General features: G+C 70.1%; 12 protein-coding genes. 7 read left to right on the forward strand and 5 right to left on the reverse strand.

The features are described from left to right. Window positions 1-291: 291 nt before the first annotated feature. Both J2Z79_RS04065 and J2Z79_RS04070 read right to left on the reverse strand, forming a co-directional pair. The gene (locus J2Z79_RS04065; protein WP_209465588.1) at window positions 292-1,680 is read right to left on the reverse strand and encodes a sensor histidine kinase; all 1,389 of its coding nucleotides are present in this window, start codon (window positions 1,678-1,680) and stop codon (window positions 292-294) included. Next, complete coding sequence (locus J2Z79_RS04070; RefSeq protein WP_209465589.1) at window positions 1,677-2,366, reverse strand: response regulator transcription factor; 690 nt, start codon at window positions 2,364-2,366, stop codon at window positions 1,677-1,679. The genes J2Z79_RS04065 and J2Z79_RS04070 overlap by 4 nt, the downstream gene beginning before the upstream one ends. A gap of 100 nt (window positions 2,367-2,466) precedes the next feature. Here J2Z79_RS04070 and J2Z79_RS04075 point away from each other — a divergent pair, with 100 nt between their 5' ends. The 7 genes from J2Z79_RS04075 to J2Z79_RS04105 all read left to right on the forward strand — a co-directional run bounded on the left by J2Z79_RS04075 (window position 2,467) and on the right by J2Z79_RS04105 (window position 9,951). Then, window positions 2,467-3,177: an ABC transporter ATP-binding protein gene (locus J2Z79_RS04075; RefSeq protein WP_209465590.1), complete on the forward strand. Its 711-nt coding sequence runs from the start codon at window positions 2,467-2,469 to the stop codon at window positions 3,175-3,177. Further along, window positions 3,161-5,335: an ABC transporter permease gene (locus J2Z79_RS04080; RefSeq protein WP_209465591.1), complete on the forward strand. Its 2,175-nt coding sequence runs from the start codon at window positions 3,161-3,163 to the stop codon at window positions 5,333-5,335. Before J2Z79_RS04075 ends, J2Z79_RS04080 begins: the two co-directional genes overlap by 17 nt. A gap of 1,255 nt (window positions 5,336-6,590) precedes the next feature. Continuing rightward, entirely contained in the window at window positions 6,591-7,130 is a 540-nt protein-coding gene (locus J2Z79_RS04085) for an O-acetyl-ADP-ribose deacetylase (RefSeq protein ID WP_209465592.1), read from the forward strand. Window positions 7,131-7,260: 130 nt separating this feature from the next. Then, window positions 7,261-7,821, forward strand: a complete 561-nt coding sequence (locus J2Z79_RS04090) for an ECF transporter S component (RefSeq protein WP_209465593.1) — start codon at window positions 7,261-7,263, stop codon at window positions 7,819-7,821. Window positions 7,822-7,825: 4 nt separating this feature from the next. Further along, window positions 7,826-8,284 (forward strand): DUF120 domain-containing protein, encoded by a 459-nt coding sequence (locus J2Z79_RS04095; protein WP_209465594.1) that lies wholly within the window; start codon window positions 7,826-7,828, stop codon window positions 8,282-8,284. Between the two features lie 170 nt (window positions 8,285-8,454). Next, window positions 8,455-8,967 (forward strand): hypothetical protein, encoded by a 513-nt coding sequence (locus J2Z79_RS04100; protein WP_209465595.1) that lies wholly within the window; start codon window positions 8,455-8,457, stop codon window positions 8,965-8,967. A 237-nt stretch (window positions 8,968-9,204) separates the two neighbouring features. Beyond that, window positions 9,205-9,951, forward strand: coding sequence for an SDR family NAD(P)-dependent oxidoreductase (locus tag J2Z79_RS04105; RefSeq protein ID WP_209465596.1), 747 nt, complete (start codon window positions 9,205-9,207; stop codon window positions 9,949-9,951). A gap of 291 nt (window positions 9,952-10,242) precedes the next feature. Here the strand turns inward: J2Z79_RS04105 and J2Z79_RS04110 are convergent, their stop codons facing one another. The 3 genes from J2Z79_RS04110 to J2Z79_RS04120 form a co-directional block, all read right to left on the reverse strand. Next, on the reverse strand, window positions 10,243-12,072 hold the full coding sequence (locus J2Z79_RS04110; RefSeq protein WP_342589409.1) for a methyl-accepting chemotaxis protein: 1,830 nt from the start codon (window positions 12,070-12,072) through the stop codon (window positions 10,243-10,245). 241 nt (window positions 12,073-12,313) lie between these two features. Beyond that, the gene (locus J2Z79_RS04115; RefSeq protein ID WP_245302107.1) at window positions 12,314-12,538 is read right to left on the reverse strand and encodes a non-oxidative hydroxyarylic acid decarboxylases subunit D; all 225 of its coding nucleotides are present in this window, start codon (window positions 12,536-12,538) and stop codon (window positions 12,314-12,316) included. Between the two features lie 17 nt (window positions 12,539-12,555). After that, window positions 12,556-13,974, reverse strand: a complete 1,419-nt coding sequence (locus tag J2Z79_RS04120) for a non-oxidative hydroxyarylic acid decarboxylases subunit C (protein WP_209465599.1) — start codon at window positions 13,972-13,974, stop codon at window positions 12,556-12,558. Window positions 13,975-13,986 lie beyond the last annotated feature (12 nt).

Genomic DNA, 13,986 nt, shown 5'->3' on the forward strand with positions numbered 1-13,986 from the left:
CTCGCAAGATGGTCGATTGACTACCTGAAAAACCCAATTCGAACGAAAAGGAACGGGGCCGTCCCAGCAGAGCAACCTGCTTTTGGGACGGCCCCGGGTCATTTCCGCCACGCCGCTGACGGGCAGAACCGGACCCGGGCCTGGTCCGGCCCAACATCCGGCAGTGGGTCCGACAGACTCGCCCCGTGTCCCTGCCGGCTCCGACTGTCCGCTAACGGCAGTGGGTCCGGCGCAACCGCCCCCGGTCCTGGTCAGGCGAGACGAGCGGCGATGGGCCCGACGGACCTGCCCTCAGTTCTCCTGAGGCCCGGCCATGGGCAGCGTGATCGTAAACGTGCTGCCCTCGCCCACCCGGCTCTCGCAGGTGACGCGCCCGCCGTGCAGCGCGGCGATGCGCGCCACGATGGCCAGCCCCAGCCCGGCGCCGCCGCTCCTCCGGGAGCGGGAGGTGTCGGTCCGGTGCATCGGGGTGAAGAGGTGCGGCAGCTGCTCGGGCGGAATGCCCTCGCCGGTGTCGGCCACGGCGATCTCCAGCGCATCGGCGGTACTGCGCCAGGACAGCCGGATCTCGCCCCCGGACGGGGTGTGGCGCAGGGCGTTGGCGAGCAGGTTGCCAACGGCCCGGCCCATCAGGTCGGGGTCGAGCCGGGCCGACAGCGGCGGGCCCTCGGCCCGCAGCGCCACCCCCTTCTCGTCCGCCTGCGCGCCGAACGCGCCCAGGGCCGCCGTGAGGAACTCGGCCAGGTCCACCTCCTGCCGGGCCACCCGGGTCTCGGGCAGCTCCAGCCGGGCGAACTGGAAGAGGTCCTCCACCAGCCGCTCCACCTCGGCGGTCTTGCGGAGGATCACCTCGCCGTAGTGGGCGGCCTTCTCCGGCTCCCGGGCGATGCCGTCCCGCAGCCCCTCGGCAAAGGCGCGCACCGACGCCAGCGGCGTGCGCAGGTCGTGGCCGATGGCGGCGATCAGCTGCCGCCGCTCCTCCTGCAGCGCCGCCTGCCGCTCGAGGGCGGCCCGCAGCCGCTCCTGCATCGTCGCGAAGGAGAGCCCCAGGGCGTCCAGCTCCCGCACCTGCGACCGGGGCGGGCGGAAGTTCAGGTCGCCCCCCTCCGCCACGGCGGCGGTGGCCGCCTCCAGCTCCTTGAGCGGGCGCAGCATCGCCCGCCCGATCCACCAGAGCACCCCCAGCAGGAGCACCAGGAGCGTGCCGAAGCCGGCGCCCAGCCCCACCTTCGCGGCGGCGGAGAGCCCCGAGAGCGCGGCCGTCGGCCAGACCCAGAGCAGCAGCACGCCCAGCGGCCGGCCGTCCCGCTGCAGCATCCGGGTCCGCTGGCTGGGCTGGACGGTGAACCCGGAGAGCGCCAGCTCGCCGTCCGCCACCGTCGGGCTGGCGTAGCGGACCCGGTCGTCCAGGCCGCGCACCTCGACGGCGAAGTTCCAGCGCTCGTGCAGCCGGTCCAGCTCGCCCGCGAACCGGTCGCCGTCCAGCTCGTCCCACCGCTCCGTCACCAGCCGGGCGACGGCCTCCTCAACGGCAGCCACCTCCTCCGACGCCATCGTGATCGCCGACATGTTGGCCACCATGGTGCCGGCCAGGCCGCCTCCCAGCGCCAGGAGCGGCAGGAGCAGCATGGCCAGGGCGGCCGCCAGCGCCAGGGTCCGCAGGCTGTAGGTCCGCCTCATTGCGGCTCCCCCTCGAACCGGTATCCGATGCCCCGCACCGTCTGGATGAACCGCGGCCGGGCCGGGTCGGGCTCGATCTTCTCCCGGATCCGGTTGATGTGCACCGTCACCGTGCGGGGGTCGCCGAAGTCGCCCCACACCCGGTCGTAGAGCTGCTCCCGGCTGAAGACCTGCCCGGGGTGACGGGCCAGGAAGAGCAAGAGCTCCAGCTCCTTCGCCGTCATCGCCACCTCCCGGCCGTCCCGCCAGACCCGGTAGCCGCGGGCGTCGATGCGCAGGGGCCCGAAGGTCAGGACCCCCTGCTCGGCGGCGGGCTCCCTCCGGTAGCGGCGCAGCAGCGCCTTCACACGGGCCACCACCTCCGGGGGGCTGAAGGGCTTGGTGACGTAGTCGTCGCCGCCCAGGCCGAGGCCGCGGATCTTGTCGGCGTCCTCGCTGCGGGCGCTGAGGAAGAGGATCGGCACGTCGCTCACGGACCGGATCCGCCGGCAGACCTCGAAGCCGCTCATGCCGGGCAGCATCACGTCCAGCACCACGCAGTCGAACGCGCCGGCCTGCACCCGGGCCACCGCCTCCTCCCCGGTCTCCACGCCGACGACCCCGTACCCCTCGGCCTCGAGGTAGTCGGTAAGGATCTCGATGAGTTCAGGCTCGTCGTCGGCCACGAGGATCTGCGGCTGCTGCACGGCGCTCCCTCCTGTTTACGCACTGTTTATCTGCCGTTGACCTGCGTCCGCCGGGGATGTGACATCGGCCTGGCATAGTGGACGCGGAGGTGGTTGATCCATGGAGGTGATCGTCGCACAGGGGCTCCGCCGCCGCTTCGGGCGGGTGGAGGCCGTGCGGGGGGTCGACCTGGCCGTCCGCCGGGGCGAGTGCCTGGGCCTCCTGGGGCACAACGGCGCCGGCAAGAGCACCACGATCCGGCTCCTGCTGGGGCTGATCCGGCCGACGGCGGGGCAGGCGCTGCTCTTCGGCCGGCCGGCGGGCCACCCGGCGGTGCGCGCCCGGGTAGGATACTCGCCGGAGACGCCCCACTTCTACCCCTTCCTCACCGCCCGGGAGACGCTGGACTTCTTCCGGAAGCTGAGCGGGCTGAGGCCCGGCCAGGCGGACCTGGACGGCATCCTGGCGCTGGTGGGCCTCGCCGGCGCGGCCCGGCAGCGGGTGGGCGGCTTCAGCAAGGGGATGGTCCAGCGGCTGGCGGTGGCTGCGGCCCTGGTGGGCGACCCGGAGGTGCTGTTCCTGGACGAGCCCAGCTCCGGCCTGGACCCGTCCGGGCGGGTGGCCATGCGGGGCCTCATCCGGCGCCTGAAGGAGTCGGGCAGGACGATCTTCCTGAACACCCACATCGTGAGCGACGTCGCGCAGGTCGCCGACCGGGTGGCCATCATGAAGGCGGGCCGGGTGGTCGCGGTGGAGCCGCCGGCAGGCGACCTGGAGGCGCGGTTCCTTTCCCTGATGGAAGGGGGTGAGACCGATGGCGTTGGTGCTTAACGTCGTGCGCGAGGGGCTGCGGAACCGCTCGCTCTACCTCCTGGCCGGCGTCGGGCTCCTCCTGATGTTCCTGCTGTTGGTCAGCTCGGGCGGCACGGTGCGGGACGCCGCGGGCAACGACCTCCTGGCCGACGCCGCCGGCGCCATGCGGGTGGGCTTCGCCCTGGCGGGCTTCCTCGGCGCGCTGGTGGCGGTGGTGCTGAGCATGAACACCATCCCCCGGGAGTTCGAGCGGGGGACCGCCGAGCTGCTGCTGGTGCGCCCTCTGCCCCGCTGGCGGATCGGCGCAGGCTTCCTCGTAGGCAATATTCTCAGCGGGTGGCTCTTTCTCCTGGCGCTGGTGGTCCCGCTCTTCCCGGCCCTGACGGTGCGGGGCGGCGGTGACCAGCTGCCGGACCTCCTGCTGGCCCTGCCCGGGCTGCTGCTGAACGTCGCCCTGACCGCCGCCGTGACGACCGTGCTCTCGGTCTGGCTGCCCGGTCCGGCGGCGGGCTTCCTCGGGCTCCTGGCGTACGTCCTCGGCGCCTTCGGCCCGGAGCTGGCCGCGCTGCTGGCCCTCACCGACGCCTGGTGGGCGCCGCTGGCCCGGACGGCGCTCGCGCTGGTGCCGCCGACGGGGGCGGTGTCCGCCTCGGTGCTGCAGCGCTTCGCCCCCGGCGGCCTGGTGGATCCCCGGCCACTGCTGGGCGGGCTGCTCTACCTGTGGGCGTCGGCCGGCGTGACGGCGGCCTGGTTCGGCTGGCGGGAGGTGTCGCGCCGGGCGGCGCTGCTCTTCCTCGGCGCCGGGCTGGTGCTGACCGCCGCGCTCGCGGCGGCCCCGGACCCCCGGGGCTGGACGGCCGAGGACACGGCGTTGCTCGAGGCCGCGCTCCGCCGGAGCGAGCGGGCGGCGGACCTCTTCCCCGGCTGGGCGCCGCAGGAGACGCCGATCCTGCTCACGAAGGGGCCGGTCAACTACCTGGTCAACTTCCCCGCGCACGCCGCAACTCCGCCCGGCCGGCCGGTGGACGCCGGGACGCTCCGGGTGGTCCGCCTGGACCGGCCGGAGGTGCCGGTGGTGGCCAACGGGGTCGTGCAGGTGAACGGCCGTCCGGTGGCCCTGGTGGCCGGCCGGAGGCAGCTGGAGCGTGCGCTGGGCGGCCTGGAGGCGGGCGCCGCCCTGGCCGGCGCCCTGGAGCCCGGGGCGGGACCGGGAGGCGGTGAAGCCGAGTTGCTGAAGGGGCTGCTGCGCACCGGCGACGGGCAGGCGCTGACCGACGAGGCCTACATCGGGGCCGTGGTGCACGAGGCCTTCCACGTGTACCAGATTCCCGTGCTGGAGCGCTGGACGGCCGGGTGGGGCGAGGCCCATGCCCAGGAGCGGCTCTGGGGCGAGGTCTACCGCGATCCAGAGAACAACCGCCTGCAGAACCGGGAGGCGGCGTACCTGCTGGAAGCCGTCCGGGCCGCGGCTGGCGTCGGGACGGCGGGGTCAGACGAAGGTGTCGAGGCGGCGCGGTCGGGCGCAGGCTCGGGCTCGAGCGTCGGGGCGGTGGGCGCGGGCGCCGGCGCCGGGGCCGTAGGCACAGGCTCGGGCACCGGCGTTGGGGCGGTGGGTGCAAGCTCAGGTGCGGGCGTCGGAGCAGTGGGCGCAGACTCGAGCACCGGCGTCGGGGCGGTGGGTGCAGGCTCAGGCGCGGGCGTCGGAGCGATGAGCGCAGGGTCAAGCGCAGGCCTCGGGGCGGTACACACAGACGCCGGCGCCGGCGTGGCAGCGACTGACGCGTCCGCCGGCGTGGCAGCGACTGACGCGTCCGCCGACGTGGAGGCGGTGCGGGCGGCGGCGGCAGGCTTCCTCGCGGTGCGCGCCGAGCGGGCCGCCTACTGGCGGGCCCGGCTGGGACCGGCCGCGGCCGACCCGCTCTTGGAGGTGGAGCGGCTCTACGAGTGGCTCGAGGGTCTTGCCCGGTACGTACAAGCCCACGTGGAGGAGGCCGGGCTCGAAGCCCTGATGGAGGAGCTCGCATCGCCGGTGGAGAGCGGCCCTGTCCGCAACCGGGTCTACCGGCTCGGGGCGGCCCAGGCGCTGGTGCTGGACCGGCTCAGCCCCGGCTGGCGGCCGGCCGCGATGCAGGGGACGAGCCTCGAAGCGCTGCTGCGAGCTGCCGTGGGGGAGTAGAACACAAGGCCGGGGCACACCTCGCCCCGGCCTCGGGATGCAGACAAGGTCCTGGCGACCGGAGGGCTGGGGCGCCTTCTGCGCCGTGCCGTCTGGCGTTCCAGTGCCGGTCTCCGTCCCCGCGGCTCGCCGGCTTCCGGATCTGCTTGGTTCCTGCGGGCCGCAGGAATAGGGGGAAATCCTCCCCGCATTTTTCATGAAATACAGGGAGCCGGTCCCCATATTCTGGTTATGTAAACTTGGTCGGAGCGAACTCTGGGTCGATCCCCGTCGCATTCAGTCGAACTCGCTTCCCCAAGCGCCCGACCACCTGGCTCGCGGTTCCAACAACCCCCGCACACGGCGCGATATGGTGCCGGTTTCCCTTCATTTCGTGAAAACTGCAGGGAAGTTCTCCCCATATTTCCGGGAGCCCATTTTCGGACCGTAGGTTGAGCGGAGTGCGCACGCCGGCGCGGGCAAATGGACGCAAGGGGCGCTCGAGCGGCCGGCCGCAACGGCAGACTTGGGCCGGGGCACACCTCTGCCCCGGCCCTTGCCGTCCTCAACGGCACGTCTACGGAACGGAGTACCGCATCGACAGTCCAAGATATCGGTAGGACACGACGATCTCTCCGCGGGGGGAGGGCAGTCCCTCCCAGTCCACGAGGAGCGCGTACAAGCACCCCTGGGACTCGTGCGGCAACAGCTTCCACCCCCGCGCAGGGCCTGTGTCAAGTCTGGGCCCGTGAACCGCTCTCCTGATGGCTAAGCTGCTGACCCGCAGCACGTTCGCGCAGGTCCACACGACCATGGACCGGGGATACGGGACTTCCTCGCCGTTGACCATCACGGCGGTCAGCGTCAGCGGCCGCCGCCCCCCGTTGACGAGGTCGATCGCATATGCAAGCATCGACGCCTGCCCATCGTGGCGCGCGACCATGCAAGGACTGTACAGAGGGGGGTGCGCGTAGATCCCTCCGACCCACGCGGCCACCGCTGCCAGGACGACAGCTGCCAGGAGACGAAGCCTCGCTCCCCGCACGGTGCGTACCTCCATTCGGGCCGTGGGTGCCGGTGGGCACGGGCGACGGGCACGCCCGCGGGCTACCGCCGCATCCCTCTACACGGCCTGTTCAGAGAAGGGACGTTCCGTGAGGCCACGATGTTCTGTGCGGCGCCAGAACCCCGACCGTACGTGCCCGCTCAGTTCCTGCTACAATTACAGGGTGGATGATGCAGTACGGCGCGGCTGCGCCGGCGGGAGGGATCACTCGTGAGCACGTGGCTCGACAGACGGGTGGAGATCATCACGGCGGACATCACCACGCTTGCGGTCGACGTGATCGTGAATGCCGCCAACCCGAGCCTGCTGGGCGGGGGCGGCGTGGACGGGGCCATCCACCGTGCGGCGGGGCCTGAGCTGCTGGAGGAGTGCCGCACCCTGGGCGGCGCCCGGCCCGGCGAGGTCAAGATGACCCGGGGATACCGGCTGCCCGCGAAGGCCGTGGCCCACGCCGTGGGGCCAATCTGGCGGGGCGGCGACCACGGCGAGGCGGAGACCCTGGCCTCCTGCTACCGGCGGGCATTGGAACTGACCGAGGCCCACGGCTACCGGACCATCGCCTTCCCGTCCATCTCCACCGGCGCGTACGGGTACCCGATCCAGCAGGCGGCCCGCATCGCGCAGCAGACGGTGCGGGACTACCTGGAGTCCAGCCGGGCCCCGCTGCACGTGATCTTCTGCTGCTTCAGCCCGGGCGACACCCGGGTGTATGAAGAGGTGGCGCGGGAGCTGCTGCAGCCGCGTACTTGACCTAACTAGAGGCGAGCAAGTACTATACATCATGTTTGAGTATGTTAGCAGCGGCGAGTCAGTCATCGGAGGGGTCCTCACCCCACGGGACCCGGCTCGGCGGCACGAACGGAAAGGAGGCCCGGCCCCCATGGCGGCAACCACCGACTCACTGAAGGTGACCCGGCAGGTCGCCACCTCCGGCGTCCTGTCTGCGCTGGCGGTGGTCCTGGCCTTCGCGGTGCGGTTCCCGCTCCTCCCGGCGGCCCCGTACCTCACCTACGAACCCAGCGACGTGCCCCTCCTCCTCGGGGCATTCCGGCTCTCCCCCTTGTGGGTGACCGCCATGTCCGGCGCGGTGACCCTGGTGATGTGGCTGACGGGCGACGGCGGCGTGATCGGCGCGATCAGCCGCTTCGTCGGCAGCGCCTCGTTGGCGCTCACGGCCGCGTGGGTCTACCGGTGGCTCGCCGGGCGGGCCCGCAGCAAGCTGATCAGCGTCGTGGTCGGAATCCTCGTCTACACGCTGGCCGAGGTGGCGCTGACCTTCGTCCTCGGGCCGCTGTTCTTCGGCGACCTCCAGTCGGCGCTGGCGGTGATCCTGCCCGTGGTCGTGCCCTTCAACGTACTCAAAGGGACGATCAACGGTGCGGCCGCGCTGCTCGTGGACTCGGCGGTGGGCGCCGTCGCGCGGGCAAGGGGTGGGCAGTAGCCACATGAGCGATCACGTCCACGTCGACGGGCGCGTCACGTCGGGCCGGGGCTTCGCCGGACCGGCCACGTCGCTCGCCTGGTTCCGGGCATCGGTGCGCGAGCTGTGGGGCTTCGAGCCGGTGGCCGGCACGCTCAACGTCATCGTCGAGGGCGACTGGCGGCAAGTCGACCGGCTGCTGCTCTCCGCCGGAACGCTGCTGGTTCCCCCCTCGCTGGACGTCTGCTGCTCGCTGATGGTCCCGGCCCGCATCGGTCGGGCCGGACGTGAGGTCCCCGTGGTGTTGTTCCGGCCGCTGATCCACGGTTACAACCCCGCGCAGCTGGAGTTCCTGGCGCCGGTGCGGCTGCGGGACGCGCTGGAGCTGCAGGACGGCGACCTGGTCACCGCCACCCTGCAGGACGCCCCTCCGGTGCGGAAGTGGTTCGCCGCGGCGGCCGCTGACGGGATTCAGCCGGAATGAGGTGCGATGAGCCCTGGCCTCCGCGGTGAGGCCAGGGCTCCCTTCTTGCCTGCGGATTGCCCGGGAGGACCCCCGCTCGGTCCGGCGAAATCCAGTGAACTAACGGAAAGATCGATCTCCACCGCCCGTGGCAGACCGTAGAACAGCGATGCCGGAGGAGGCGAACGACCGTGCAGATCCAGCTGCCCCTGACCCTCAGACCCAATCCCATGAAGTGGATTTTCGTGATGGTACTGATGGCCGCCATGGCCGCAGGAGGACTCTGGTTGTGGCACGAAGAGCCGCTCCCCGCCTCTGTCGCGGTGGTTTTCGGACTGCTCGGGGCGCTCGCGGCCGCCGTTCAGGTGCTGCCCAACGCCTCGTACCTCCGCCTCACCCCCGAGGGTTTCACCTTCTGCAGCCTGTTCCGGAGCCACACCGTCGCCTGGAGCGACGTGACCGAGTTCTACGTACTCGAACACAGGGGAAACGGCCACAAACTGGTGGGCTGGCACTATGCCCCGCACTACGCGCACCAACTCACGCTGCGTATCGTCAACGACAACTTGATCGGAGTCGAAGCAGCGCTGCCAGACACGTACGGAATGGATGCCTATGCGCTGGCTGACCTGATGGCTGAACTGCAGCAGGCTTACGGCAAGCGGCCCGACGAGGAGCCGTCCTCGGCATCGGCGGCTGAGTGAGACTGGGGTCCGTGGTGAACCAGGCCCAGGTGCACCCCGGCGGGATGCCACACTTCCCTGCGGGGATTGCTGTTGCCATGGGCTTCTGCGCGCAGGGTGCGGGAACGGGTGGGAGCGCTCGCCACCGCCGAAACCGAGGGCCCGGAGAACCATCGCCTGGGGCAGCCCGGTCAAACACACGGAGGCGGGCAGACATCTCTGGCCGCGCGCAACGCTGATGATCCGAGGGGTGAGCGTATGAAGGGGCTTGAAGGTAAGGTCGCGCTGGTCACCGGAGCCGCATCGGGAATCGGCCGGGCAACGGCCCTGCTCATGGCATCGGAGGGCGCCGCCGTGGCGCTGGTGGACCGGTCCGCCGGCGGGAGCGAGGTCGCCTCTGCCATCCAGGAAGCGGGCGGCAGGGCCCTCTTCCTCCAGGCCGACCTGGCGGTGGCGGATGCAGAGGCGATCGTGCGCGAGGCGGTGGGGAGCCTCGGACGGATCGACGTCTTTTTCGGCAACGCCGGCATCAACCCACACCTGGGGGACATCACGGAGACCAGCATGGACGACTGGGACCTGATCACCACCATCGACCTGCGGGCGCAGTTCGCGCTCTGCAAGGCGGTCGTCCCGCACATGGCGGCCGGGGGAGGCGGCGGCAGCATCATCCTCAACGCCTCGATCTCGGGCCCCATCTGGGGCGCCGATCACTCCGTGCCGTACGGCGCCGCCAAGGCCGGCGTGGTGGGGCTCGTGCGGAGCCTCGCCGCGCAGGTGGGGCCGAAGGGGATCCGGGTCAACGCGATCCTGCCCGGGTTCATCGACACCCCGCTCAACTGGGTGACGGACCCGGCGGTGCGGGAGCGGATCATCGGCCGCATCCCGCTGCGGCGGGCGGGGCAGCCGGAGGACGTGGCGAAGGCGGTACTCTTCCTGGCGTCGGACGACGCGGCGTACGTCACAGGGGCGTCGCTGGTGGTGGATGGGGGGTTTACGCTGTAGCGCTGCGCGCCGGTCGTCACTCCTGCGTGGTCCCGAAGGGCTCGGAACACCTGCGCTACGTATGACATCACCGCCGGATCCCCACGTCGGGCGTGCATCCAGCGATACACACGCGCTTCCTCTTCACCCCCGCGCGTAGGGACACCGTAGACGAGTTCAGCGACATCGACTGAGGCATCGGTCCGCCCCCACAGCCATGGAGCGAACGCCCAGCTCGCTTGACGCCCGCGTCGGGCAGACACGATCACGGGGAGGGCATCCGCCCTCCCCGTTCGTGCGCTGTCGGCACCGCTAGAGCCGGAACCGCTGAACCTGCGCCTGCAGCTCCTGCGCCGTCGCCAGGAGGCTCTGCGCCGTTGCCGCCACATGTTCGGACGAGGCCGTCAGCTCCTCCACCGCGGCCGACACCTCCTCCGCGGCAGCGGCGTTCCCCTGCGCGGCCTCTGTGATGCGTGCCACCGCCCGGGTGACCTCGCTGGCCCCGGCAGCCATCTCCTCCGCGGCCGCCGTGTTCTCCTCCGTCATGGCCGCGAGGTCATTGAAGGCCTGCAGCACCTTCGTCGAGTCCTCCTTGACCTGTGCCGCCGACCGGGCGACGGTGGATACCGAATCGGCCGCCTGCTGCAGGACCCCCATGATCTCCGTCAGCGCCTCGCCCGCCTCCGCCGCCAGTTCGTTTCCGGACCGGGCACGGGCGGTGCCCTGCTCTGTGGCCTTCACGGCCTCGGCCGTAGCCACCTGAATCTGCCGCACCAGCTCGGTGATCTGCTGGGTGGAGGTTGCGGATTGCTCCGCCAGCTTGCGCACCTCCTCGGCCACCACCGCAAAGCCGCGCCCGTGCTCCCCGGCCCGTGCGGCCTCGATGGCGGCGTTCAGCGCCAGCAGGTTGGTCTGGTCGGCGATGTTCGCAATGGCCTCTGTGATCGCGCCGATCTGGTCCGAATGCCGCTCCAGCTCGGCCATGCGCTCGGCCGTCTGCACCGCGGCGTCGCCGATTCGTTCGATCTCCTTGAGGGTCCGCTGGAGGATGTCGGCTCCGGCTGCCGCTCGCTCCACGCCCTGACTGGCCCGGCCGGCCGTTGCCGTGGCCTCGGCCACCACCTCGTCGAGGCGGTTCGCCATCCCGTGCAGCAGCGTGGAAGCCTTCTGCGCCTCCCCCGCCGACTTCGTGGCGCCTTCGGCGATCTGCTGGAGCGCCTCCTTCAGTTGCTCCATGGTCGCGTTGACCTCCCGGGTGGCCCCGGCCTGGTCCGCCGTTCCGCCGGCCACCTGCGCGATCGCCTGTGCAGCGCCGCCGGAGGCCCGGGCGGAAGCCTCCGCACCGTCGCGGAGCCCCTGCGAGGAGCCCAACAAGCTCTCGGTGCTGGCGCTCACCCGCTGCAGCATGCTGCGCGTGTTGGCGAGCATCTGGTTGAACGCGGCGGCCATGGCCCCCAGTTCGTCGCGGTTCCGCACCGCCAGGGGCTCCACCGTGAGGTCGCCCTCCGCAACCCGCGACGCCAGGAGTGCGATGGCGGTCACAGGCGCAGAGATCTGCCGGCCCAGGTAGGTTCCGATGCCCAGCCCCACGGCCATCGCCAGTGCGGCTACGCCCCACGTGATCGCCCGGGCCCGTGTGGCCGAGCGGGCAGCCGCCTCCCTGACGCGGTCGGCCTGCCCGTTGCCGATCTCCACAAACTCGTCCAGGATGTTCATCGTGTCCCGGCGCAGCGCCTCTACTCCTGCCCGGTCCACATTCTCCCCCTTGAAGAACCCCGCGGCCTGAGACCGATAGGCCTTGACGTTCTCGTCAATCTGCTGGAGCATCGCCCTACCCTCGGCCGACTTCGCCGCCTCCCATGCACTCGCCAGGGCCGCCGCCATCCGGTCTGCCGCCGCGGCGAAGTCTTCCTCGTACGTCGGGTTCTGCTCCGTCAGGTACATCGATGCCGCCCGCGCCATCTCGGTCATCGCCGACTGCATCGTACTCCCCAGGAGCTGCACCCGCTGCATGCGGCTCACATCTTCGTAACTGGTCCTGATGTTATTCATCCCGACCTGGCCCGTTACAACGACCCCCACCAGCAGGATGAGGATCGCCAGGAAGCTTATCACCAACTTGGTCCGAACTCTGATTGTCACAGGCAGCCTCCTTCGCCTGACACGTTGTGAAACACGCATGGGTGACTGACGTCACGGCCGGTCGGCCTGACGTCCGGTGCCGGGCGCAGGCGGGGCGATGAGGCGCTGGAATGGTGCGGTTCCGGGCATGCGCAAGGGTTTTTTCAGTCCGCCCCGTCGCGGCGGGCGCTGGTCAGGTCGACCTGCAGTCACCGCAATATGGGAAGGGGCTGCCGCGTTCGGGGCAGCCCCTTCCAGGTGCTTACTTCTTCAGCGGCGGGATAGGCGGGATGACCTGCAGGTTAGCAAGCTTCTCCGCGTTCAGCTTCCACTGCTTGGAGTACTTCTCCGGGTTGGTGATCTCTTCACTCTCTGTGTTGCGCCAGGAGAAGTTGCAGTCGTTGCAGATGTATACCGTCCAGACTTTCCCGACAGGAGACTCGACCATGACGTCGGTGTTCTTGCTATCGCAGCGCGGGCAGATCATGCTGTGCACCTCCGATCTTACTTGCCGGCCAGGAGCTGGCGGATCTTCTCCTCCCACTGTGCCGTCTGATCCGGATCCTTCACCAGCTCAACGGTGCGCGGGTTGGGCTCGGGCGCCACGGGAGTGGTCGCGTCGATGATCAGCTTGGTGTGCATGCCGGGCGGGAACGAGGACGGATCCAGCGGCATGCCCGGGCAGTTCTGGATGAGCGAGACATCCTTGTCGGGCTTCACGCGGGTGGTAAGGGCCCACATGACCTGCTCCAGGTTGAACGGGTCGACGAACTCATCCACCACGATGATCACCTTGGAGTACGGCATGCCGTGCGGCGTGGAGAGCAGCCGCATGGCGACCGCCTTGCCGAAGCCGCCGAAGCGGACCTTGGTGCTGATGATGGCGCCGATCCCGTGGGTGTACATGGCGTTGACCGCCTGGACCTCGGGGAACGTCTCCTTGAGCTGCTTGTAGAGCGGCACCGAGGTGTTCAGAGCCATCAGGTAGTCGATCTCTGACCAGGGCATGCCCAGGTAGAGGTTCTCGAAGATCGGATTCTCGCGGTGGGTGATGGTGTCGATCTTGATCTCGCACTGGGCCCGGACGCCGGAGTAGCTGCCGGGGAACTCGCCGAAGGGGCCCTCACAGGTGCGGAGGCGCGGGATGATCTCGCCTTCCAGGACCACCTCAGCGCCGGCCGGCACGTCGAGGTTGGCGGTCTCGGCCTTCACCAGTTCCACGGGCTCGCCGCCGCGCAGGGCACCGGCGAAGTCGTATTCCGACTGGTCGTACAGGATGGGCGTGCTGGCCATGAAGGTGATGATGGGGTCGACGCCGAGGGCGATGGCTACCCGCAGGGGCTTGTTCATCTCCTCCGCCTTGCGCAGGTGGATGGCGATGTCGTGGAAGGCCAGGGCCTGGATGCCGATGCGGTCCTTGCCCTTCACCTGGATGCGGTAGGTGCCCACGTTCTGCTTGTTGTAGTCATCGGGGAACTCGGGGTCGCGGGAGACGACGCTGGCCTTCGAGATGAAGAAGCCGCCGTCCCACGTGTTGATCCGGTACAGGGGCAGAATCTCGAAAAGGTTGATGTTCTTGGTGATCTTGACTTCCTTGCAGGGTCCGGTGGAGACATGCTTCGCCGGCACGGGGTAGAGATCCCAGCGACGGTTGAGTTCGTGGAACTGCTCCTTCACGGGCGTGTCCTTGGGCATGCCCATCATCAGGGCGTGGTTGGCCCAGGAGCCGTGAACGTTGGTGACCACCTGGTTGCGGTAGCCCGCCACCTTCTCGAACAGGACGGCAGGTCCGTTCTTCAGGTTGGCTGCGGCCCGGCCTGCCGCGCCGATGTGCGGCTCGGGCATGACTTCGTCCTTCACGCGTACGAGCTGGCCTTCTTCTTCGAGCTTCCGGAGAAACTCACGCAGATCCTTGTACGCCAATCCAGACACCTC

The organism is Symbiobacterium terraclitae (assembly GCF_017874315.1).
Classification (GTDB): Bacteria; Bacillota; Sulfobacillia; order Symbiobacteriales; family Symbiobacteriaceae; genus Symbiobacterium; species Symbiobacterium terraclitae.

What these genes read in the sequence shown, in the direction of transcription:
- J2Z79_RS04105 (WP_209465596.1), top strand. Translation starts at nt 9,205, where the DNA reads ATGAAGGGGCTTGAAGGTAAGGTCGCGCTGGTCACCGGAGCCGCATCG.
- J2Z79_RS04115 (WP_245302107.1), bottom strand. Translation starts at nt 12,538, where the DNA reads ATGATCTGCCCGCGCTGCGATAGCAAGAACACCGACGTCATGGTCGAG.
- J2Z79_RS04065 (WP_209465588.1), bottom strand. Translation starts at nt 1,680, where the DNA reads ATGAGGCGGACCTACAGCCTGCGGACCCTGGCGCTGGCGGCCGCCCTG.
- J2Z79_RS04075 (WP_209465590.1), top strand. Translation starts at nt 2,467, where the DNA reads ATGGAGGTGATCGTCGCACAGGGGCTCCGCCGCCGCTTCGGGCGGGTG.
- J2Z79_RS04080 (WP_209465591.1), top strand. Translation starts at nt 3,161, where the DNA reads ATGGCGTTGGTGCTTAACGTCGTGCGCGAGGGGCTGCGGAACCGCTCG.
- J2Z79_RS04095 (WP_209465594.1), top strand. Translation starts at nt 7,826, where the DNA reads ATGAGCGATCACGTCCACGTCGACGGGCGCGTCACGTCGGGCCGGGGC.
- J2Z79_RS04090 (WP_209465593.1), top strand. Translation starts at nt 7,261, where the DNA reads ATGGCGGCAACCACCGACTCACTGAAGGTGACCCGGCAGGTCGCCACC.